At 42.4% G+C, this 21,945-nt stretch carries 25 protein-coding genes and 3 pseudogenes; 10 read left to right on the top strand and 18 right to left on the bottom strand.

The window, feature by feature from the left end; all coding sequences use genetic code 11:
* Positions 1 to 175: 175 nt before the first annotated feature.
* Positions 176 to 571, bottom strand: coding sequence for a tyrosine-type recombinase/integrase (locus tag P8S55_RS07595; RefSeq protein WP_503010281.1), 396 nt, complete (start codon positions 569 to 571; stop codon positions 176 to 178).
* Between the two features lie 64 nt (positions 572 to 635).
* Between P8S55_RS07595 and P8S55_RS07600 the strand changes: the two genes are divergently transcribed.
* A complete protein-coding gene (locus P8S55_RS07600) occupies positions 636 to 1,604 on the top strand; it encodes an IS30 family transposase (protein WP_289223628.1) in 969 nt (322 codons plus the stop codon).
* Positions 1,605 to 1,616: 12 nt separating this feature from the next.
* On the opposite strand, the gene P8S55_RS07605 is transcribed toward P8S55_RS07600, so the two are convergent.
* The 8 genes from P8S55_RS07605 to P8S55_RS07640 all read right to left on the bottom strand — a co-directional run bounded on the left by P8S55_RS07605 (position 1,617) and on the right by P8S55_RS07640 (position 7,285).
* Positions 1,617 to 2,150, bottom strand: a complete 534-nt coding sequence (locus tag P8S55_RS07605; RefSeq protein ID WP_289223629.1) for a site-specific integrase — start codon at positions 2,148 to 2,150, stop codon at positions 1,617 to 1,619.
* Between the two features lie 93 nt (positions 2,151 to 2,243).
* On the bottom strand, positions 2,244 to 4,337 hold the full coding sequence (mobH, locus tag P8S55_RS07610; protein ID WP_289223630.1) for a MobH family relaxase: 2,094 nt from the start codon (positions 4,335 to 4,337) through the stop codon (positions 2,244 to 2,246).
* Entirely contained in the window at positions 4,331 to 4,666 is a 336-nt protein-coding gene (locus P8S55_RS07615) for a hypothetical protein (RefSeq protein WP_289223631.1), read from the bottom strand. The genes mobH and P8S55_RS07615 overlap by 7 nt, the downstream gene beginning before the upstream one ends.
* Positions 4,667 to 4,685: 19 nt before the next feature.
* Positions 4,686 to 5,009: a hypothetical protein gene (locus tag P8S55_RS07620; protein ID WP_289223632.1), complete on the bottom strand. Its 324-nt coding sequence runs from the start codon at positions 5,007 to 5,009 to the stop codon at positions 4,686 to 4,688.
* Positions 5,010 to 5,161: 152 nt separating this feature from the next.
* Positions 5,162 to 5,734: a hypothetical protein gene (locus P8S55_RS07625; protein WP_289223633.1), complete on the bottom strand. Its 573-nt coding sequence runs from the start codon at positions 5,732 to 5,734 to the stop codon at positions 5,162 to 5,164.
* A 50-nt stretch (positions 5,735 to 5,784) separates the two neighbouring features.
* A complete protein-coding gene (locus P8S55_RS07630) occupies positions 5,785 to 6,240 on the bottom strand; it encodes a hypothetical protein (RefSeq protein WP_289223634.1) in 456 nt (151 codons plus the stop codon).
* Between the two features lie 274 nt (positions 6,241 to 6,514).
* The gene (locus tag P8S55_RS07635) at positions 6,515 to 7,072 is read right to left on the bottom strand and encodes a thermonuclease family protein (RefSeq protein WP_289223635.1); all 558 of its coding nucleotides are present in this window, start codon (positions 7,070 to 7,072) and stop codon (positions 6,515 to 6,517) included.
* A 57-nt stretch (positions 7,073 to 7,129) separates the two neighbouring features.
* On the bottom strand, positions 7,130 to 7,285 hold the full coding sequence (locus P8S55_RS07640; protein ID WP_289223636.1) for a hypothetical protein: 156 nt from the start codon (positions 7,283 to 7,285) through the stop codon (positions 7,130 to 7,132).
* A gap of 154 nt (positions 7,286 to 7,439) precedes the next feature.
* Between P8S55_RS07640 and P8S55_RS07645 the strand changes: the two are divergent.
* The 3 genes and pseudogenes from P8S55_RS07645 (at position 7,440) to P8S55_RS07655 (ending at position 10,436) form a co-directional block, all read left to right on the top strand.
* Positions 7,440 to 8,967 (top strand): annotated as a pseudogene (locus P8S55_RS07645) (IS3 family transposase).
* 168 nt (positions 8,968 to 9,135) lie between these two features.
* Positions 9,136 to 9,321, top strand: a pseudogene (locus P8S55_RS07650) (integrase core domain-containing protein); the annotation flags it as partial.
* 350 nt (positions 9,322 to 9,671) lie between these two features.
* Entirely contained in the window at positions 9,672 to 10,436 is a 765-nt protein-coding gene (locus tag P8S55_RS07655) for an AlwI family type II restriction endonuclease (RefSeq protein ID WP_289223637.1), read from the top strand.
* Between the two features lie 1,050 nt (positions 10,437 to 11,486).
* On the opposite strand, the gene P8S55_RS07660 is transcribed toward P8S55_RS07655, so the two are convergent.
* From P8S55_RS07660 to P8S55_RS07675, 4 genes are all read right to left on the bottom strand, one after another.
* Positions 11,487 to 12,041: a recombinase family protein gene (locus tag P8S55_RS07660; protein WP_289223638.1), complete on the bottom strand. Its 555-nt coding sequence runs from the start codon at positions 12,039 to 12,041 to the stop codon at positions 11,487 to 11,489.
* Positions 12,042 to 12,218: 177 nt separating this feature from the next.
* Positions 12,219 to 12,740, bottom strand: a complete 522-nt coding sequence (locus P8S55_RS07665) for an HNH endonuclease (protein ID WP_289223639.1) — start codon at positions 12,738 to 12,740, stop codon at positions 12,219 to 12,221.
* 12 nt (positions 12,741 to 12,752) lie between these two features.
* Positions 12,753 to 13,034 (bottom strand): addiction module antidote protein, encoded by a 282-nt coding sequence (locus P8S55_RS07670; RefSeq protein WP_289223640.1) that lies wholly within the window; start codon positions 13,032 to 13,034, stop codon positions 12,753 to 12,755.
* Positions 13,031 to 13,345, bottom strand: coding sequence for a type II toxin-antitoxin system RelE/ParE family toxin (locus P8S55_RS07675; protein WP_289223641.1), 315 nt, complete (start codon positions 13,343 to 13,345; stop codon positions 13,031 to 13,033). The genes P8S55_RS07670 and P8S55_RS07675 overlap by 4 nt, the downstream gene beginning before the upstream one ends.
* Before the next feature lie 784 nt (positions 13,346 to 14,129).
* On the opposite strand from P8S55_RS07675, the gene P8S55_RS07680 reads away from it, so the two are divergent.
* On the top strand, positions 14,130 to 14,414 hold the full coding sequence (locus P8S55_RS07680) for a hypothetical protein (RefSeq protein ID WP_289223642.1): 285 nt from the start codon (positions 14,130 to 14,132) through the stop codon (positions 14,412 to 14,414).
* Between the two features lie 22 nt (positions 14,415 to 14,436).
* Here P8S55_RS07680 and P8S55_RS07685 read toward each other — a convergent pair whose 3' ends face one another.
* On the bottom strand, positions 14,437 to 15,645 hold the full coding sequence (locus tag P8S55_RS07685) for a hypothetical protein (protein ID WP_289223643.1): 1,209 nt from the start codon (positions 15,643 to 15,645) through the stop codon (positions 14,437 to 14,439).
* A complete protein-coding gene (locus P8S55_RS07690; RefSeq protein WP_353957031.1) occupies positions 15,639 to 16,184 on the bottom strand; it encodes an IS3 family transposase in 546 nt (181 codons plus the stop codon). The genes P8S55_RS07685 and P8S55_RS07690 overlap by 7 nt, the downstream gene beginning before the upstream one ends.
* Before the next feature lie 21 nt (positions 16,185 to 16,205).
* Between P8S55_RS07690 and P8S55_RS07695 the strand changes: the two genes are divergently transcribed.
* The 3 genes from P8S55_RS07695 (at position 16,206) to P8S55_RS07705 (ending at position 18,414) form a co-directional block, all read left to right on the top strand.
* Positions 16,206 to 17,734, top strand: a protein-coding gene (locus tag P8S55_RS07695; RefSeq protein WP_503010285.1) for an IS3 family transposase whose coding sequence is annotated in 2 segments (ribosomal slippage) — positions 16,206 to 16,641 and positions 16,641 to 17,734 — 1,530 coding nt in all. Because the reading frame shifts where the segments join, the coding sequence is not laid out codon by codon here.
* 117 nt (positions 17,735 to 17,851) lie between these two features.
* The gene (locus P8S55_RS07700; RefSeq protein WP_289223644.1) at positions 17,852 to 18,130 is read left to right on the top strand and encodes a BrnT family toxin; all 279 of its coding nucleotides are present in this window, start codon (positions 17,852 to 17,854) and stop codon (positions 18,128 to 18,130) included.
* Positions 18,127 to 18,414 carry a hypothetical protein gene (locus tag P8S55_RS07705; protein ID WP_289223645.1) on the top strand — a complete coding sequence of 96 codons (288 nt, stop codon included), beginning with the start codon at positions 18,127 to 18,129 and terminating at the stop codon, positions 18,412 to 18,414. Before P8S55_RS07700 ends, P8S55_RS07705 begins: the two co-directional genes overlap by 4 nt.
* Positions 18,415 to 18,449: 35 nt before the next feature.
* Here the strand turns inward: P8S55_RS07705 and P8S55_RS07710 are convergent, their stop codons facing one another.
* Positions 18,450 to 19,631, bottom strand: coding sequence for a DEAD/DEAH box helicase (locus P8S55_RS07710; RefSeq protein ID WP_289223646.1), 1,182 nt, complete (start codon positions 19,629 to 19,631; stop codon positions 18,450 to 18,452).
* Between the two features lie 309 nt (positions 19,632 to 19,940).
* Here P8S55_RS07710 and P8S55_RS07715 point away from each other — a divergent pair, with 309 nt between their 5' ends.
* Positions 19,941 to 20,198, top strand: coding sequence for a type II toxin-antitoxin system Phd/YefM family antitoxin (locus P8S55_RS07715; protein WP_289223647.1), 258 nt, complete (start codon positions 19,941 to 19,943; stop codon positions 20,196 to 20,198).
* The gene (locus tag P8S55_RS07720; protein WP_289223648.1) at positions 20,186 to 20,485 is read left to right on the top strand and encodes a type II toxin-antitoxin system RelE/ParE family toxin; all 300 of its coding nucleotides are present in this window, start codon (positions 20,186 to 20,188) and stop codon (positions 20,483 to 20,485) included. Before P8S55_RS07715 ends, P8S55_RS07720 begins: the two co-directional genes overlap by 13 nt.
* A gap of 25 nt (positions 20,486 to 20,510) precedes the next feature.
* Here the strand turns inward: P8S55_RS07720 and P8S55_RS07725 are convergent.
* Positions 20,511 to 21,424, bottom strand: a pseudogene (locus P8S55_RS07725) (IS30 family transposase).
* A gap of 180 nt (positions 21,425 to 21,604) precedes the next feature.
* The gene (locus P8S55_RS07730; RefSeq protein WP_289223649.1) at positions 21,605 to 21,892 is read right to left on the bottom strand and encodes a helix-turn-helix transcriptional regulator; all 288 of its coding nucleotides are present in this window, start codon (positions 21,890 to 21,892) and stop codon (positions 21,605 to 21,607) included.
* Between the last annotated feature and the right edge of the window lie 53 nt (positions 21,893 to 21,945).

Here is a 21,945-nt window from a genome sequence, read left to right on the forward strand (position 1 = left end):
TTCAAATAAGGTCTTGGGGTTTTTTATTTCTGTAATTTGGTTAATTAAAACTTGCCTATATGATAAATACAGTGCAATAGTAAATTATCTAACTTTTTTTGTCTAGCACAAGAACTCCTTTCTAATTTATCTCTTAACTGATGACACTTGGCCACCAGCTTATCCTATAAGTTAATCACTGCACCCACTGTTGTAAAAATTTGTGGTCATAGTGAGCATAGCGTTTGACCATGTTGATATTTTGCCAGCCACCTAGTTCTTGTAGTACGTGAAGTGGGGTGCCTTTTTGAACGTGCCAGGTGGCCCATGTATGGCGTAGATCATGCCATCTAAAATCCTCTATGTTGACTTGTTGTAGTGCTTTTCTAAACGCACGTCCATTAGCTCGTCTAACGGGCCTACCTTTATAGGTAAACACTCGCGCAATATGTTTTCCTCGCTGTTGCATAAGGATTGACATGGTTTTTTCTGAAAGAGGGACGGCAAATGATTTTTCACTTTTTAAAACATCATCGCCCTCAATATAAATTACCCTGTTTTTAAGGTCCTTGAATTCGCATAACAAGTGCAATTAACTTGTAAGAAAAAAGGCCAACTGAAATAGAATGCTAATTTTCTTACCACAGGAAATTGCAATGAACTATAAACAGTTGACCATTGATGAACGATACCAAATACAAGCCTATTTGAAAATAGGCTTGTCACAAAAAGAAATTGCTTCGCACTTAGAACCTCACCCCTCAACCATTGGGCGCGAAATAAAGCGCAATACAGGGATGCGAGGATACCGGCCTAAGCAGGCCAATCAATTTAGTGTAGAACGAAGAGGTGCTGCCCTAAAAGCCATTAAGCTCACAGAGGCCATTAAGGACAAGGTGAAGATATTAATTCAACAGGAGCTTAGTCCAGATCAGGTCTGTTTCTACCTTGAAAAAAACGACATTGTAAGGTTGCATCATGAAACAATCTATCGCATGGTTCTGGCCGATAAAAAGCAACAAGGCACACTGTATCAACACCTTAGGCACTTACACAAAACGCATAGAAAGCGCTATGGAAGTTATGATCGACGTGGAAGAATCAAGAATGCGGTTAGCATTGACGAGCGCCCAGAGATTGTCGATGAAAAAAGCCGAATTGGCGACTGGGAAGGTGACACCATTATCGGCAAAGACCGAAAAAGCGCGATTTATACATTGGTTGAAAGAAAAACGCTCTATACAATTATCGTCAAGCTTATGGGCAAGAATGCCAGTGACCTTGCAGATAGAGCCATAAAAGTTCTCAAGCCTATGGCCGAGCAGATTCATACCATAACCTATGACAATGGTTTAGAATTTGCCGACCACGAACGTATGGCAAAAGAATTAAACGCAAAGATCTACTTTGCACACCCTTACTCATCTTGGGAAAGAGGCATAAATGAAAACACCAACGGCCTCATCCGCCAGTATTTCCCAAAGGGAACCGACTTTAATGAAGTTACCCAAGAGCAAATAGATTTTGTTATGTACCGGCTCAACACTCGCCCCCGAAAAACACGAGAAGGAAAGCAACCTGTTGAGCTGTTTTTAGGAAAAGCGGTTGATTTATTAGCGGCTTAAATGAGATTGCACTTAATATGCGAATTCAAGGTCTATTTGTCGCCACTCCAATAGCGTTACGTTAGATTCTCTTAAACCTGTTTCCAGGGTAAATTGCATCATTGCTGAAAGATGGCTTGGAAGTACGGATACCAACCTACTAGCTTCTGCTTTAGTGAGCCATCTAACTCTCAACCTTGGTTCTTTTAGTAGCTTGATATGGGGTACATCACACAACACGTCCCATTCAATGGCTGCACGCCTTAATAACGCTCTAATTTTTTGTAGCGCACGATTTATAGTTGTATTGGACACCCCATCTGCTTTTCTGCCCTCAATTAGTCTGTTTATGTCTTGTCTAGTAATTTGATCGAGATACATTCCTTTGAAGTAGGGGGTTATAACCTTGAATAAATGAAGTTCGCCGATCTCATCTTTGTTATTTGATTCTGATATGAATTTTTGCACGGCATCATCAAAAAGCATTCGAGGTTTATTAGCGCCAACCAGTTTAGCTAATTGTGAAGTTAGAAGGTTATCCATGTTGTCAGTATGAACTTGATTCATTTGTGCGATTTCCTTTTTTTTATTTGTCATAAAGTGGAACCGCATTTTTATGTATAACAGCCAAAAAGTTAAGAGTATTTATGTAAAAATTTACTACTCAACAATATTCATTTTTGTATTTATTTCTTTAATCGTTATGCCTAATTTTTTTGAAGGGCTGGGTATTAATATCCCCTTTATTCTACCTATGTCTTTTGTTCGCCCTGTTTTTGATAAAATTTCGTAGGTGAACATGTTTTCACCTTTCGGAGTTTTAAGATTAATCTTTCGGCTGGACTTAGTAACAGAACGTTGCGCTTGTGACCAACCAACGCCAGTTTCCGCTTGAAATGTTCTAAAAATTTGAGGGGAGACTAGAAACAAACCTTCATCAACAAAATGAGCAGCACCGCCTGGAATATTGAGGGGAATTGCCCCCGTTTTTAAACCTGATTTTAACCAACCAATAAATTGAGCCCCAGGATCATCTAGGTCTGCAAAGTTGATTTGAGTGTCTAAAACTTCATCGTTGTATTTATTTACGAAGTTTTTAGAGCCATCGGCAATCTGATTTTTAACCTCGTTCATTAAACTATTACGATTTTTAACGTCGTTCTCTGGACTTTGCTGTTCTTTTTTGGGCTTTTTGTTTGAAGCACTAACGATTTCACTTTTATATTCAATGTCATTAGTTGCCATTGCAGGCGACCAAGCTTCCGTATCACTATCAATGTCATCATGAGGATCAATATCGGATAGATCTTCATAATTACCTGGAAGACCATGATCAGACTGAGGTTTATGCCCCATTACATCGTCTAACTCTGCAAAATCATCTAATGGCTCAACAATTGGATTTGACTGCTTTACGTCAGCATTTATGTCGCAATTGTTTGGTTCACTTTTTATCGGCTGTGCATTCTTGGACTGATCGGGCGAAAGTGTTTGATCAGTCTGGTTTTGTTTAGGGGCCTGCTCGATTTTTGGTAAGGTTGAGGATGGTTGGGCGGGGAGGGCAGAGTGCTTTTCATTAGAGGCATCATGTGAGGTCACAACCTCACCGTCTTCATTAATTTGCACAACCTGGATGGTGTCGTTGGTTGCCGGTCGCTTTTCTGGCCATGCTTTCATTACATGGATTTTCAATACACTGAAGTCTTGCTGCCAATTACCCACATTGACTCGCACCTTAAAGGTTGCTTTGTCTCCGTTAGACTCGACGATATTCGATTGTTGCAGTTCACCCATTAAGGTATTGTTTGAGGCTGGAATAGATAGACCTTGATCCCGCATTTTTTCTTTTACCTTATCCAGCATTGGCTTAACAGTGAAATACACATAGTCACCGTCAACATAACCAATGGCTCCTTGTTTGTTAACTCCAATGGCATTTTCTTCAAGTAGCTGTTGAAGCGACTTCAGCATCCGTTCTGGCAAGCTCAAGGCTTGCACTGGTCGCTTAATGACATCATTAACGTTGCCCCCCAGGTTTGCAACTACACTGGCTTGATCGGCTTTCTGGATAATTTCTGCTATGACGGATGCTTCTGTGTAATTTGCTGTCAGATAATTCACCAATGCATACCAGGCCTCATCATCCGTCATAATCCAGTTGATATGATCTTGGTTGAATATCTTATATAGTGCAAATGAAGCCAGTTTTTCATGAAATTTGTGTCGGCGACCGGCGTTATAAATAACCCGGTACAGTGAAGGTGGTGGCATAGTAGATAGCAGATTCCAAGCTTCTCCTTTTTCATTATGAAATTCAACATCTGAAATGAGCTTTCCGGCGTCGTGCAGTAGAGCACAAACAAATACAACAAATGTCCAAATGTCTTTGCGGTGTTCAATTTCCTCTGGCGGTACGCCCGTTGGTAGGATCTGCCCTCGTCTGAGTCTTAAAGCATTAACTATGACCTCTAGGGTATGCGCTATCATCCCGCCATGCTCTGAATGATGATGTGATTCACTGGCCGGCGCTAATTGCATAAAACTAACATAGGTTTTAAGGGGGGTAAGATACAAATACTCAAAGTGTTTGTCGGGCACGCCGGTTAAGACTTTTATGTCATCCAGTTGATCTCGGTAGGAATGAAGTAAACGCTCGACCGGTAAACGCTTTAAATAACGTCCTTGAAATACGCTATCCGCTTTAACAGGACTAAGATTATTGTTTTTTAAGCGTTTTATAAGCGTGTTTAGCATGAATGCGCCTCAAAGCTATTCAGCCATTTTTTAATATCATCAAGACTTTTAGTAGATTCAAAATCAATGTAGGCCGACAATTTTGAGCGCGTTGCGGCAAATTCTGAAAATCTCAATCTCATTGGATCCCAGCTCTCTTTTGTTTGCGTGTCATATACTTTTACAGAAAAACAACCGGACTCGTATAAATGTTTTGCAACCAACGGTGTCAACTCTTCAAACTGTAAACCAATTGCACAAAGACTTATCTGTTGTGCCATAGCAAAAAAATTAAATTCGTCCCCAATGCAGGCCTGAGATCCATCATAAATATCATTTAGATGATTCATGATTTCCCTAACTCTCGGATTATTGATAGACATATTGATCTTTTGTGCTTTGATAGGCGTGCTTAACAGCACTCCATTGCTGATCATCTAGTTCTGAAATAGTTTTAAGCTCAAAAGGCTTGATCGTAATTCGTTTTTTGTTAGGAAGTAATTCAATTCTTTTAAGTGCGGCATTGAGGTTTTCATTACAAAGTTGTGAAACAACGGCCTCAAAAAGTCGTAAACCATCTTCAATATCAGATACAGATTGGTAATAAATAGTTGGCCCAAACTCATAGGCTCCATCTAAAAACTTAATGACTCGGTGGGTAGCGAATGAAACGTGGACTAAATTGTGTGGCATACCTTATCCCTAAGTGGTTCAAAACTTATTTTTGGGTAATTGTCACAAAACCGTGGGTATGTAATGAGTAAAACAAAAAATAAAAAAAGTTATTTTGAAATTAGAAATAGATGGAAGGATGATAGCACCTCTTTAAGAGGTGCATTCATAGATTATCGACGTGTTGGTCTATTAGCAAGTGAGCATGTCATCTCGCCGCGAAAAAAGTGGCTTGATGAAACGCTTTGACTGATACCGCCTCGATCAAGCTGATGCGCTGTTGCCGCAAGACGGACACAGTAACTAGGTAAGTTAGCTGTACCACAAGCTTGAACATTTACACCATCAAAAGTCGCGCTACCAAAGCTGCTATTGTTGCCTGAGTAAATGTCAAAATCTACGCTCTCAGCGCGACCAATATCGAACCCAAAGGGCTCGGCTTTGCGCCATTTACCACCGATTCTAGCTTCGCCGTTCAATGTGCATTGCACTCGCTGACCGTAAACATCAGTTGAGCCTGCCTCTGGCTGAGGCATAACAGGTGTTGTTACTGATGGTTGTTTTTTAAGTTCAGCGTTGTATTGTGCATCAAGCTGCGCTTGGCGCTCATAAGCGTATAGCTTCATTTCATCTGACATGGCTGACCAATCATCATCTGAAATATTTAACGGTTTTTTTGATGTGGCCATGCAACTAGAGACAGATACCGCAAGCATAATGGCCGTAAACACTTTTAAAGTTTTCATTTAAGATTCCTTAAGTAATTTGTGACAAGTTTAGCTATTAATTGAATCAATTAGTAGCCTTGTCTTAGTGCTTTTGATAGGGAGTTCCCAATTAAGTACACTTGATTATCGGTATAACCAAGATATTTTATGGAGCATACTTCGGTAAATCTACCGTTATTGGCAAGGTGAATCATCGAAACAACCATACCTTCTGAATTGCCTTCCCGAACCAAGAAATGGAGGTTATAAGCAAAATTTTCTGGTATTAGTGTGGATTTTGGATCCGCTCGCCAATCAAGAATACCTCTATCCCAACTTAGCCACTCATAATCCAAGCCACTAAAAAGACAACTTGATAATTGGTCTCCTATGAATCTTGGCTCTCTGAAGTTTTCTATTTTAAGTGGGGTAGATAAAACTCTGTGGATCTGGTCTTCAATCTCTTGAATCGTTGCATAACGATCCAGCTTCATGAAACCTGGTTTATCTGGGTTTGTTTTATAAAACACAGTTTGAATTTTCATAAGTGTATCTCCGATATAAAGAAAAGGGGATACACCAAGCCCCACGGGGATGATGTATCCCCATGGGGTTGAAAATGGAATTATAAACATGACTGCACGATCAGAGATCGTTACCGGCTAACGCAGTCGAGGGCCGGCAAAGGGTGCTTGCAATGCAAGCCTAAGTTCCACATCGTGGATCCTTACATAAAGTGATTTTAATACCAAATCATTTGATGTAAAGATCCACACCGAAGTGCGGGGCTGATTGGTTAGATTGCAGATAATATTACTTTTATTGAACACACACTCTATCTTGTTCGTTATTAATAAATCTGTTTGGGTTAATCGGGTCAGGATCAGAAAAAATACGAACTCCTCTGTGTTTAAAAAGTTCAAAAGCCTTTTTAATCTCATAGTAGTGGTCAACTCCAATGCTGCGACCAGGCCAGGCCAAACCTTCTTCGATTAGCTCCATATTTATATCAACTCCGTTTAAATACACAATCCCCCTGCCATCAGGATGGTAGGGAGGGAAAAGGTGAACTTTTAAACGCTTACCCTCAATTTTGTTTTTTAGATATTCTTTTGCTTCTTTGCCGTATGCCTGGTTACACATACCAGGGTAGTTATATACAGGTGTTATGATATTCATCAAGTGAAACTCATAGGTACTCACCTCATCTCTAACTCGAATCAGATCTCCTCTTATGACCTCAAGCACATCAACTTCTGCCATATAAGGGCCGTATCTATTGGGAACATCTCCACCAACAAACGGTAGATTTTGGGCAGCAACTATTTGCGAAGTAACAAGAAGCGGCACTATCAACAATAAAAATTTGGATTTCATATTTATCTCCGTAGTTAAAAAGCTTGTTTTTGCGACATAGGGCGCCATGGTAAAAATTTAAACCAACCGATTAAGTGGTTTTCGGTATGTGGCCCAATGCCAAAGGTCGGCATCGGGATCAGGGTCAATATCTTGCAGCAATTGCACGCAAGCACGCTCTTCTTTGTTCAATGGTAAGTTCATAGCTTTGCAGTCACGCATAATAGTTGGCATGTTTGAATCAGTTAATTTGGCAATTTCAGAGCATGATTTCCCCTCATGCCACAGTGTCTTAACTTTCTCTCTCCGGCTTGTTTGAATCATCCCCCTGTGTCAGAATAGTTGTCGCTTTTAGTAAACGAGACAGGTAGGCGGATTAGGATGTAAAATGACGCACGTAAATACACAAAGAAAAGAGGCGATACTCAAAAAACTATTGCCACCGCACAATCAACCGGTGTCATTGATTGCGCAACAAGAGCAGATTGGTAAATCAACCCTCTACTCCTGGTTAAAACAAGCCAAACAGCAAGGTTTAGCCGTGCCCGGTAGTCAAGCGCATAACGCACAGCATTGGTCTAATGAAGCCAAGTTGGCGGTCATTATTGAAACCGCCTCAATGAACCAGCTTGAAACCAGTGAGTACTGCCGCCAAAAAGGCCTGTTTATTGAACAGCTCAAGCAGTGGAAAGACGAGTTCACTACCCAAGCCTCACACGCCAATAGCGACCTCAAACAAGCGCACGCTAAAATTAAAGAACTGCAAACCGAGCTCAGTCGCAAAGAAAAAGCACTGGCTGAAGCGGCCGCACTGTTGGTACTACAAAAAAAGTACCGCGCGCTGCTGGGGGACGAGGCATTATGACCACCCCTCAGCAGCGCCAAGAGATTATTGACCTGATAGAACAATCCGTTCGTGAAGGGGCACGGCGTAGCGCCGCCTGTCAATGCCTGGGACTATCTATGCGCACCCTACAGCGCTGGTATCCCAAGGGTAAAGGCTACTTAGCGTTTGACCAGCGTCCCATTGCTGTGCGGTTGCGTCCATCCCATGCGCTGAGCGAACAAGAGCGTTTATTGATCATTGAAACAGTGAACCAGCCTGACTATGCCAGTCTGCCGCCTTCAAAAATCGTGCCGCTATTGGCGGATAAGGGCAATATCTGGCCAGTGAATCGAGCTTTTACCGTGTTCTCAAAGCTCATGACCAGCTCCATCACCGAGGACGTGCTAAAGTTGCAAAAAAACCACGCCAGCCGGTGACCCATCACGCCTTTGCACCCAATCAAGTGTGGATGTGGGATGTTACCTGGTTACCCAGTCAAGTGAAGGGGCAATACTTCTATCTGTACATGGTGAGTGACCTCTATAGTCGCTACGGTGTAAGTTGGGAAGTGCATGCCGCCGAGACGGGTCACAACGCGGCTGAGCTGATGAATCAAGCGGTTATTAAGCATAAGTTATGTGGTGCACCCAAGCCGGTACTTCATAGTGACAATGGCAGTATCATGAAAAGCATGACGCTGCGGGCCAAGCTTGAATCACTGGGGATTCAACAATCGTTTAGCCGTCCTCGGGTTAGCAATGACAACGCCTATATTGAATCGTTCTTTAGAACACTCAAATACGTGCCTAATTGGCCTACAAAGGGGTTTAGTGATATTGAGCATGCACGTCGTTGGGTACAAAGCTTTATGGGCTGGTACAACGAGCAGCACCTGCACAGTCGGCTCAAGTTTGTGACGCCAGGGCAGCGTTATCGGGGTGAGGATAAACAGATACTTACCAAGCGAGCGCAGGTTTATGAACAAGCAAAGGCAAAAAACCCAGCACGCTGGCGATCTAAGGTGCGAAACTGGACACCGATAGGCGCTGTGGCGTTAAACCCGGATAATCTTGAACGGGTGAATGGATAAAATGGGATGAAAAACACGACAACTATCTTGACGAACACCGTCATTAGTTGCTGCGACTTTTTCATTGCGTAAATCACTTTTCTTAGAGCATGATTAAGATGTTGTCGATTCTATCAGGCAGGGAAGAGGCGGGCAGAATTACAAGGATAGAAAAATTTTTTTTTAAAATTGGTTTATATCCAAGCAGGAAAGCCCCAGCAAAATGGTTTTGTGGAGCGATTTAATGGCTCATTTAGACAGGTGTTTTTAAATGCGTATCTGTTTGAGTCGATCGATCAAGTGAGAGAGATGGCTTGGTTCTGGCGGTTAGATTATAACGAAGAACGTACTCATGAAAGTCTGGGTAATCTGCCCCGGCGGCTTATCGAGCAAAACTGGAAAACTCTACCTTACCACTGTTTTACTGATAGGGAACTGGACATTGGGGCTTATTCGAAGATCCTGAATAGGATTTCATTGTTGAAAATGGTTGTGGTATATTCACACGCAAAGATTTAAGTATTGAAAGGATTTGTAATGCAAACTGAACATGAAAAACACAACATAGACAAGGAACAGCTATTAGCAAGCCAGCTAGTTGAAGATTTACGCCAACTTATGAAGATAGATCATGTCTTTTGTTCAAGCTAGGGATGGAGATGTTTATAATGTCGCTGTTGAGCTTGACAATAAACTTAAGTGTCTGAATAAGTAAGTTTTTGACTATGAATGCTAAACGGCACGAGTTAGAGGCTAAACTATTTAAGATTCGAGAGCTTGAATATGCCAAGGCTCAAGCTGAATCTGTTGAAGAAATTATCGCCTATATCGACTTGCTGATGAAGCCAAGATCAAGAGCCATAACTCTTGATAATGGTTCAGAAATAGAGATTCCGAGCAGTGAAAAACCAGCATATTTTGAATGGGTAGTGTGGCGTGCGTTTTTGGCAATTAACTCGATTGTTAACCCCCCTTGGGAATCAAGAAACTTTAAAGTCGATCCAGACTTTAAACCAATCTCACACGCTGCTAGTGGTTCATCTGACCTGATATTTGAGTTTTATGATTTTGTCCTAGTTGTTGAGGTCACTTTAACGACATCTTCTAGACAAGAAGCCGCTGAAGGAGAGCCGGTAAGAAGGCATGTTGCTAATTATGTTCAAAAGTATGAACCATTAGGAAAGCAGGTATACGGCTTGTTTATGGCTATCACAATTGATACAAACACTGCTAATACCTTTAGGCTTGGTGAATGGTATCTAGCTGATGACACAAAAATATATGTACAAATTGTTCCTGTCGCCTTAAAAGACTTTAGGGGGCTGCTAAGTGTGAAAAAAAATAATCCAAACGAACTTTTGTCGCACATTAAAGAAATTTTAATTTTGTGTAGAGCAGAAATGACGCGACCAGCACCAGACTGGAAACGATTTATTTCAGAACAATTTTGTAGCGTTGCCACTAATATTAAAAGTGTAAATAATGACTGAATTCCTCCGCCACAAGTCTTAAAACGATTCGTAACTCAGAGCGGCCATGTTGGTTGTTGTTTTTTTCATCTCATTTTATCCATGAATCTAACAAGGTTATCAAGTACAAGTGAAACTGCGCCTATCTGTGTCCAGTTAAGCACCTTATACTCCAATAGTGGCATGATTTTGAAGTAAATGAGGGGTATTTTTGCTATATTGCTACAAACTGGGTATTTAAAATTGGGAGTTTAAGCTACACATTTAAAGCCTTTCATCCAACACATAACAATGACCGATATGATCAGTTTGTGACAAACTGAATTGAGCATATAGTGATTCCTCGATTGATACGTGGTATGCCAGGAAGAATGATTACATGTCGATATTGGCTGCTGGTGCTTGTGTTGCCCTTACAAGCCCTTACGGATAGGGCCTATCCCCTAGGCCCCCCGTCCCTTGAGCCCCATCCCTTTGACCCATTCCATTTTCATCCTCTCCCGTTGCGACCGCCCTCGGTCGCTCCCTTTGACCCTTAACCCTTATAACCATTACAAAAATTTTGAGGCACTCGAGCGTGCGACTGTAAAATTAATCGAAGATACTTTTTTTGACTGGCAAAATGAAATTGGTATCCCAAAAGAGTATGAATTACCCTCATTCGCATCATCAGATGTGATTCAATAATGTGCAAAATAGCTATCTAGTTGGGGTCAGTCAGGTTAGATTTGATCAAGTACAATTTAATCCACATTTCCTGTGGATAAATTTGTCTTGATAGCTCAACCGAGTGCCCAAGTTCTTAGTTTACTTGTACTTTTGCATAACTGTTTAAATGTTAGGCAGTGAGTTATAAATTCAAGCATTTTTCATTAATAAAAGCGTCAATTTGATCTTCATCCATTTTCGCCGGTAGTTCCATAGCACTAAACATTTCTGACTTAATTTCAAACAGTAATGAATTGCTTATATCATGCGCATATATCCAATCACCATCGGGCCAGTAAAGAATTTTGATTACTTTAGTCTTGTTCCATGTAATAAGATTTAATCCTTGCGGTGGCAGCACCACTATTCTGAAAGTGCTCTAAATAAAGTAGAGCGGCTAACACCAAATTGATGAGCAACTTCTTCAACACTCGATTTGTTATTGGAGTTATTCAGGATAGATTTAGCCATTTGTATTTGTTTTGGTGTTAGTTTTTTTGGGCGCCCACCAAGGCGACCTCTTGATTTGGCAGCATTTAACCCAGCCATAGTGCGTTCTTTTATGATGTTGCGCTCAAACTCAGCAAGAGCACCAAAAATATGAAACATCAATTTTCCGGCAGGGGTGGTTGTGTCAATGTGATCAGTAATAGACATGAACCCAACGCTTTTTGATTCAAGTTCATTAATTAAGTTTATGAGATCTTTTAGTGACCGGCTTAGTCGATCAAGTTTCCATACAACCAATTCATCACCAGGCCTGATTGCTTTGAGTAGATTCATTAATTCCGGTCGGTCGGATTTTGAGCCTGATCCTGTTTCTTGATAGATCAATTCGCAACCGGCTAAATTAAGTGCGTCTAACTGCAAACTTAAGTCTTGATGGAGTGTTGACACTCTTGCATAACCAATTTTCATACAAAAACTCACATTGAGTACCAAAACTCAAATTTAAAAATAATTATGAGACTTTGATTATGATATTGAGTTTTGAGACATAAAACAATCAATTTCAAAGGCAAAAGAGGGGAGGGTAGCTAGAGGATCATAAACATACGTTTTTGAGACAAGGATTTCATTACACCAAAATCGATCTTATAAATGCCAAACGGTTTTAGCACCATCAAAATGCAAGACACCGCCCTCGATTAGAAGAGAAATAATGCCTTCTGCTTCGCCTTGAGCCAGTTTAAATTGATTTGACAAATGATTTAGTAAACTGTTACGTCTTGATGGGCGACTTAATTTTCGGCTTTTTAACAAGCCAGCATAAATCTTCATTTTTTCCTGGACGTTATTAACCAGTTCGGGTGATGTTTCTTGAACATAAGACAAGCCGACTTCCTCTGGGCAAACAAACCTATCCCGAAATATAGCTATTTTTTCTTTAAGTGGTAAGTTCGCCATTAAGCGATTAGCACCCCGGCATACGGCAACACAATTACCGTCATCATGAGTGCCGCCATTTGATGTAGCAAAAAGATGTTCTATGTCCGCTCTATGAATAGACAGTTCTTTTTGGCAGAAAAAACATTGCCCTTTTTGACGAAACAATAGACTTTGTATGGATGACGGAATAGGAATCTCCTCAAATGCTATAGCTAGAAATTTTTGCAAGCTATTGAAGTTTTAAACTACTACTTTCATATCCACATGCAATGCTCGCATAACTCGCGCAACTGTATCCCACTTGGGCTGCACCTTGCCACTGAAAGTTTTATAAAGACTTTCTCGGTTTAACCCCGTTGCTTTAGATACTTCGGCAATGCCATGGTGTTTAGCTAGATGCCCGATTGCACTGACAAATACGCTAGGATCTTCATCTCGAAAACATTCTTCTAAATAAGCATTAATCTCTTCTTGAGTTTCAAAGTAGTCGAACGGGTTAAAGGGTTTTAGTTTCTCAGTCATAGATCAATCTCCAACAGAATTTGTTTTGCCTTCGCTATATCTTCTTGTTGCTGTTTTTTGTTGCTTTTGATACCGCCATTTAACAGTAGCACAAGGGTTTCGCCGCGAATCGTGAAATAGATTCGATAGCCTTTGCCAATAAAAATACGCATTTCACTAACACCTTCGCCAACAGGTTCGCAATCACCAAAATTACCTTGTTCAGCTCTGGCAATTCGCATAGCTATGGCTTTTACTGCTTGCCGGTCTTTTTGCTTAGTAAGCCATTTATCAAAAGTGCTAGTTGTTAAAATATTATATTTCATTCTCATATTGTAGCCTATTGGCTACTTCTCAGCTAATGTTATTTGAGTATAAAACTTATCGTCGAGAAATGGGAAGTGATTGCAACTCTATAGTGCTATGGATTTGAACATGGGAGGTTTTAAATTGGTTGGTAAAAAGGAGGGTGGCCATTGCTGGCCACCGCTTGCTTACTATGCTACCCGGCTACTTGTCAAAAAGCAGCAGGTGCGTATAATAGTAAAGCAAGGATTATGAAGCAAAGTTCTGGTTTGCTCATAAAACCTCCGTGAGTGCGGCATCGAAAGGTGCCGTTTCCTTTTTTGGCTTATGCCAAATCTTGACTGCCAGCCCAGTCAAATGCCCAAACCTTGTCAGCGTTATTAGAAGCTTTAACAGTAACAGTCTTGGCCATGGCCTCCGATTGTCGCCATTTATTAGTTTTGGGTATCTGAATCATACCGATCGACTTTTAAGAAAAAGGGATACACCGAACCCACAAAGGGATGATATATCCCCTTGTGGGTTGAAATTGAATTGTAAACATGACTGCACGATCAGAAATCGTTACCGGCTATCGCAGTCGAGGGCCGGTCAAGGGTGCTTGCAATGCAAGCCTAAGTTTCACAACGGTGGATGCTTACTGAGTGATTATAGCAAAGCCAATCACCTGAATCTGGAACAGACTCAATTCGATCTTTGATTACGATAAAATAACTAGAAAATATTGCAAAGGGTTTGAATTAGCCCTAAGATAGAGTGGCTGATTTAAACCCAACAGATTTTTTTTGATAAAGAACCAAGGAGTTCACCATGAAATTACTCACTCTAATTGCTAAGGCTACAGCTATCCTTGTAGCAGGCCTGGTGGCTATTTGGTTCTTCTTCGACTATCTACTGCTTGCGATTCTGTCTGTGATCGCTATTTTGTATGTGATTTTCTATGATGGAAGGCGCTCTAAGTCAGCTACTAACAATTCTGCTTATGAGTATGAGCGAGACCTAGAAAGACACATTCAGTACCGAGCTTTAAGCGGAGATAAAAGCCAGTACGACTTTGAAAATCGCTGTCGTTATACCTCAGGCCGTTATAGTTAATTCATGTATTGATCACAGTTATTTAAAATTTTTTCCCAGCAGTAACATTACCGGCTGTTGCTTCGCCGATTTGTCCCACTTTATTAGCCCCCGCCACCGCCAAATAAGCAACAAACACGCCTGGTATAGCAAGGTATGAGAGCACCATAACGATTTCAAAAATCGCATGTCCTAATAAGCTTCCCCCCGCTCCAGGTAACAGCCCGGGTGAGGGCACGTCGGATATGGAAGATACGCCATAAATGTAAGGTATCAGTTTTGCCTTGATGGTATCAAGAATATGCCACAATATTTCAAATGAATAAACAGTCATTACATAGATCGTTGTTTTGAGAGCAACAGTAATATTCATACCGCCAATCAAGATCACTATCATTGACCCAAAAATAACTACAAGCTTCAATAAGGCATGCGTAATCTCTAAAAATGGGGGTAAGGCCATATAAAGAATTTTTGAAAACACATAGCCTAGAGAAGCTAAACCGCCCGCAGCAGTTAATCCAGCAAGATCTAAAACCTTATCTGTAGTTGATCTATCAGCATCTGTTGCTCTTGTTCGGGTTGTTAGCCTACCTTCATAGGTATTAATAAGTGCACGATGAACCACCGCATCTCTGTAGCGAGAATCGTTGAATCGATCCCTAGCTGATAAGCTCAAGTCATTAAAAACATTAACCCGATCAACGGCACCTTGACCAAAATCCGAGCTTATAAAAAGCTGGTCTCTTAACCCCAAATGATCGTTGGGTATTCTGCTTGCCGAGAATCCCAGGTCTCCAGCAGGGTAAACCGAATCACCACGACCGACCCACCACACATAACAACTTGGAAGGATGGTTTGAGTTGTGGTTGTGCCATCAGGAAGTGTTACGTTTTGAATTAAGTCAAACTTTGGCGTTATCCTCGATGCAAATTCATAGGGCATATTATATTCAGTGTGTGCCATGCTAAATTCACACTCTGATTCTGAGCAATATTGATAAAGCCCTTTGCCTAGTAAGTAATGTTGATTGCCGATGTATGATAGGTCTAGGTGTGATCGACTCGTATCGGAGTTGAACACCTTACCAATCGAAGCCGCCTTTTTACCAACAGGTATGTAGCAATGGTTTACAAAAGCTTCAAGCTCTGTTTTTAAATGGTCAGCAACTTTTGCCGTAACAAAGCCTCTCATTAAGTTTAGATTGTCAGCATCCAGCTGATCCAGACTAGCAATGTGGAGTGTCAACACTTTTTCGTACCTAGATTTTCTTCAATTGCTTTTAGTCGGTCTAGTCGCATTCTCTCGAATTTGGCAGGTGGAATATAACCATTCGAACTGTGTGGTCTGATATGGTTGTAGTGCCCCATATATTCCGAAACTAGCCAACGCATTTCTTGTTGGTCGATTAACTTTTTGAGCTGGTAAACGGTTTCTGTTTTGAAAGATTTAAAGAAGCTCTCAATAACCGCATTGTCCCAACAATTTCCCCGCCGACTCATGCTTTGCTTAATGCCCCAATGAGCCATCAATTTGCGGTAAGCGTGACTGATAAACTGACTACCTTGATCCGTGTGAACCATCAGTCCTTTAGGGGGATTACGATTCCATAAAGCTCTTTTTAACGCGGTCTCAATGAGCTCTGAACGCATATGCGTTTCTAATGCCCAGCCAACCACTTTTCTTGAGTAAAGGTCAATATAAGTGGCCAAGTACATCCAGCCTTGCTGGGTTTTAATTTGTGTTACCCCCTGTGTCAGAATAGTTGTCGCTTTTAGTAAACGAGACAGGTAGGCGGATTAGGATGTAAAATGACGCACGTAAATACACAAAGAAAAGAAGCGATACTCAAAAAACTATTGCCACCGCACAACCAATCGGTGTCGCTTATTGCGCAACAAGAGCAGATTGGTAAATCAACCCTCTACTCCTGGTTAAAACAAGCCAAGCAGCAAGGTTTAGCCGTGCCCGGTAGTCAAGCGCATAACGCACAGCATTGGTCTAATGAAGCCAAGTTGGCGGTCATTATTGAAACCGCGCCAATGAACCAGTTTGAAACCAGTGAGTACTGTCGCCAAAAAGGATTGTTTATTGAACAGCTCAAGCAATGGAAAGAAGAGCTCACTAAGCAATCATCACAAGAAAACACCGAACTAAAACAAGCGCACGCTAAAATTAAAGAACTGCAAAACGAGCTCAGTCGCAAAGAAAAAGCACTGGCTGAAGCGGCCGCACTGTTGGTACTACAAAAAAAGTACCGCGCGCTGCTGGGGGACGAGGCATTATGACCACCCCTCAGCAGCGCCAAGAGATTATTGACCTGATAGAACAATCCGTTCGTGAAGGGGCACGGCGTAGCGCCGCCTGTCAATGCCTGGGACTATCTATGCGCACCCTACAGCGCTGGTATCCCAAGGGTAAAGGCTACTTAGCGTTTGACCAGCGTCCCATTGCTGTGCGGTTGCGTCCATCCCATGCGCTGAGCGAACAAGAGCGTTTATTGATCATTGAAACAGTGAACCAGCCTGACTATGCCAGTCTGCCGCCTTCAAAAATCGTGCCGCTGTTGGCTGATAAGGGGCAATATCTGGCCAGTGAATCGAGCTTTTACCGTGTTCTCAAAGCCCATGACCAGCTCCATCACCGAGGGCGTGCTAAAGCTGCGGAAAAATCACGCCAGCCGGTGACCCATCACGCCTTTGCACCCAATCAAGTGTGGATGTGGGATGTTACCTGGTTACCCAGTCAAGTGAAGGGGCAATACTTCTATCTGTACATGGTGAGTGACCTCTATAGTCGCTACGGTGTAAGTTGGGAAGTGCATGCCGCCGAGACGGGTCACAACGCGGCTGAGCTGATGAATCAAGCGGTTATTAAGCATAAGTTATGTGGTGCACCCAAGCCGGTACTTCATAGTGACAATGGCAGTATCATGAAAAGCATGACGCTGCGGGCCAAGCTTGAATCACTGGGGATTCAACAATCGTTTAGCCGTCCTCGGGTTAGCAATGACAACGCCTATATTGAATCGTTCTTTAGAGCACTCAAATACGTCCCTCAATGGCCCACGAAGGGGTTTAGTGACATTGAGCATGCACGTCGTTGGGTACAAAGCTTTATGGGCTGGTACAACGAGCAGCACCTGCACAGTCGGCTCAAGTTTGTGACGCCAGGGCAGCGTTACCGCGGTGAAGATGCGCGAATATTGGCCAAACGCGCACAGGTTTATGAACAGGCGAAGGCAAAAAGCCCAGCACGCTGGCGTTCTAAGGTGCGCGACTGGACACCGATAGGCGCTGTGGCGTTAAACCCGGATAATCTTGAACGGGTGAATGGATAAAATGGGATGAAAAACACGACAACTATCTTGACGAACACCGCCTGGCTATGGGTGTTTTTATGTGACATTATTTGATATGATGACAAAAGGCATGCATTTTGTTAAAGTGTTGAAACTATGAAGTTATTTAATTGGAATTCCGATAAAAACACCTTGCTTATTCAGGAAAGAGGACTTTGTTTTGAAGATGTGGTGTTTGCTGTGCAACAGGACAAATTGCTAGATGACGTTGTTCATCCCAATAAAGAACAGTATCCAAATCAGCGAATAATGGTGATTGAGCTTGAGGGTTATGTTTATCTGGTTCCTTATATTGAAAATGAGCAAGAGATTTTTCTAAAAACCATTATTCCAAGCCGCAAAGCGCGTAAAAAGTATTTAGGAGAAGACAAATGAAAAAACAGCAAACAATGATTTTAGATGACGAAGAGCAGTCAATATTAGCAGCATTTGAATCCGGTGAGTTTGAATCCGTGTTAAGTGATGAGCGAAAAACGGAGTTGGTGTCGATTGCTCAGGCGAGTGTCAAAAAAGACAAACGCATCAATATTCGTATTGCCCAGCGTGATCTGGATGCGATTCAACGCAAAGCCTTGCAAGAAGGCATGCCTTATCAAACCTTGATTGCCAGTATTTTGCATAAATATGCCTCTGGGCGCTTAACAGAACAACGCGCATAAAAACCAAACCACCAGGCCTGGTGGCTTGGCTGGTTTCAATGTTTAGGGCGGTAGTTCAAAATTGAGATGGGAACGATTTTTTTAACCGGGAAGCTTGCGACTTCTTTGCGGTGAATCACTTTACCTAACAGACTTTCGATGACGCAGAGGTTTTTAAAGTCGTCTTTTGAGACAAACGAAATGGCTTCACCGGACGCACCGGCACGACCTGTTCGGCCGATGCGGTGAATATAATCTTCCGCCGGATAAGGCAGGTCGTAATTAACCACGCGACTTAAATCGTCAATATCAATCCCACGCGCGGCAATGCCTGTTGCGATTAAAAAACGTAATTTACCCGATTTAAATTCGCCTAATATCTGTTCGCGCATCGCTTGGCTTCGGCCGCTGTGAATGGAGTCGGCAATAATGCTGCGTTTGCCGAGTTGTTCGACCAATTTGGCGGCGGAGTGTTTTTTCTCGACAAAAATCAGCGCTTGATCCCATTGTTGTTCAATAATGAAATAACTCAATAACGCGGATTTTTGATCCTTGTCCACGGTAATTAACCACTGGTTAATTTTGGGCGCGGTTTTTTTATTCGACGACAGGGTGATTTCGGCGGCGTCATCGTAAACGGTATCGGCTAAATAACGCACATCGTCTGTTAACGTGGCGGAAAAGAGTAAGCTTTGACGATGGCGCGGCAAGCGATCAATAATTTTATTGAGGTCGTTGATAAAGCCCATATCCAGCATTCTATCGGCTTCATCAAGCACCAGAATTTCGAGGTCATCAAAAAACAACGCACGTTGATAGGCCATATCTAATAACCGCCCCGGCGTGGCGACCAGAACATCAACACCTTGCTCCAGCTGTTCTTTTTGCGCTTGGGAATCAACGCCGCCATACACCACCAGCGAGCTTAGGTTGAGATACTTGGCGTATTGCGCAATATTGAGTTCTACCTGAACTGCCAGTTCGCGCGTCGGGGTCAAAATTAGCGCACGGATAGATCGGCCGCGCAGTGCGCTTTCGGTATCGGCACTGAGTTTTTGCAAAATGGGCAACACAAAGGCGGCGGTTTTGCCGGTGCCGGTTTGCGCCGCCGCCATGAGGTCGCGACCGGATAAAATAATCGGTATCGCCTGCTTTTGGATTTCGGTGGGTTGACTATAGCCCAGTTCAGTAACGGCTTTTAAAATAGGCGCACTTAATCCTAGTTTTGCAAATGACATATAAACCTTTGGCGTAATTGAATAGGGGGCAAAATCGGCGGGTTAACCTATGGGGGGATTATAAAGCAATGGCGGTGTTAAGAAGGGGTTTGTTGTGTATGAAGCTGTTGCGTAATCGGATTTGAGGCAATCACCAGGCCTGGTGGTTGCGCCGATTGTTTGAACCGAATCCTAAAAAATGGTTAATGGCTGGTCAGAGATACTTCGCTTCGCTCAGTATTATGGGGTGTTTGTACCAGGCCTGGTTGTGATTTAGTGATTAGAAGTGCTACTATAGTGATACTTTGTTTGTAGGTTTTGAGGTTAAGCATGAAAGCAGAAATGGTGACGACCTTAAAACGCCAAGCGACCAAAATTTTGGCGGATTTAAACGCAACACATGAGCCGGTGTTAATAACCGAACAAGGTCGTCCTGCGGCCTATTTGGTCAATGTTGAAGATTATGAGTTTCAACAAAAACGCCTGCGCTTATTAGAAGGTATTGCGCGTGGTGAGCGTGCAATTCAACAAGGCCGTGTTGTTTCACAAACCGATGCTGAAGCGAAATTACAAAAATGGCTGACGTAATTTGGGCAGAAACGGCGTTAGCTGAGTTGGATGCCGTGGCGGATTATATTGCACTAGACAACCCAAGCGCCGCTAAAAATCTGGTACAAACTGTGTTCAGCAAAACACGGCTGTTGGCTGATTTTCTTGAGATAGGTTCAGCACCAAACGAACTGGCGGACTTGGATTATCGACAACTTATAATCAGTCCCTGTCGTATTTTTTATCGCATCAGCTCTGATCTTGAACAGGTTTATATCGTGCACATCCTGCGCCAAGAGCACGAGATGTGTCGTTTTTTCCGGTAGTGATTCAGATTTTGTGGACTTGAATTCAACTAATAATTGCAACACCCGCCCTTAAATTCCGCACCGTTAGGACTTCATAAGGTGACTTGAACCCTAGTCGTTTTCTCGGTCGGGTGTTGAGTTTATCTTCAACCTGCTGGATTTGCTCATCTGTGATCTCCTCAAAGGCGGTGCCTTTGGGGAAATATTGTCGAATCAATCCATTGGTATTCTCGTTCGTTCCGCGCTCCCAGCTGTGATAGGGTTGGGCGAAGTAAAACTGGCAATTTAACGCTTCGCTGACCCTGTGATGATGTGCAAATTCTTTGCCATTATCGGAGGTGTTGGTTTTCACTACAAAGCAGGATAACGCTTCTATCATCGCCTTGGCCGTCAACTCGGCTGTAGCACGTGCGACCTTGCGAATACGTGTCACACCTGTTTTACGTTCAACTAGCGTCACCAGTGAGGCTAAGCCTTTGCCTTGAATCGTATCCGATTCCCAATCGCCAAAACGCGCTCGTTTCTCCACAATCGCTGGGCGTTTATCAATACCGACACGCCCAACAATGCGACCACGCTTATCTTGCTTGCCATAACGCCGCCGATATTTACCGACCTTATGGCGAAGGTGTTTATAAAGTTCTCCGTCTTGTGCTTTATCTTTGAGCACATGTTGGTAAATCCATTCATGGCTAACGAGTTTACACCCCTGTTTGCGAAGGTAACCGACTATTTGTTCCGGTGACCATTGGTGCTCCGTTAAACCTTGCTCAATCAAGCGGATAATTCAGCACGGTACACACCGCTTATGCATTCAACATTGCGTCTAAGCTCTCGACTAATGGTTGAAGCGGATCGCTTTAGCGTTCTTGCAATTGAGCGAAGTGAAAAACCTTGCGCATTGTATATCTGAATCTGGTATCTTTCCTCAAGGGTCAGCTGTCTGAACCGTGTCATCTTTGGCACCTGAATGTTTTGTGTGTGAGCTAACCATTCTAAGACAGCTGGCCTCCACTTCTATAATTTTCAGGTGTTACGTTTATTATCTGAATTCAGGGGATGATATGGTGTAGTTATTTCTCTGTGCGAGTAAAGTCCACTGTTATGCATAAATGACGATATTAGTTATTTATTCAATTATTCAAGGCGATTTCTCTGGCAGACTGCATTGACATCTTCAAATAACAGGCAAATATCAATATCTAAAATTTGGGCAATTTTTGCAAGATGCTCAATGTTGAAATGCTTGCCTCTTATCCAAATCTCAGCCGTTGAAACTACGCCGACTGATTCATGTCCCATCGCATGCGCAAGCGCAACCTGTGAGTACCCTCTTTCTTTGCGGTATTTTTTTACATTTGAACCGACGCGTAGATAAATTTCTTGTATCCACGCTGTTCGCGCTTTTGTTTGTACTTCAATCACATTGTCCACCAGAAAAAGCCTATCTATAGGGAGGTATATTTATGGTAAAGTTT

It is taken from the genome of Thiomicrospira sp. R3 (assembly GCF_029581415.1).
Lineage (GTDB): Bacteria > Pseudomonadota > Gammaproteobacteria > Thiomicrospirales > Thiomicrospiraceae > Thiomicrospira.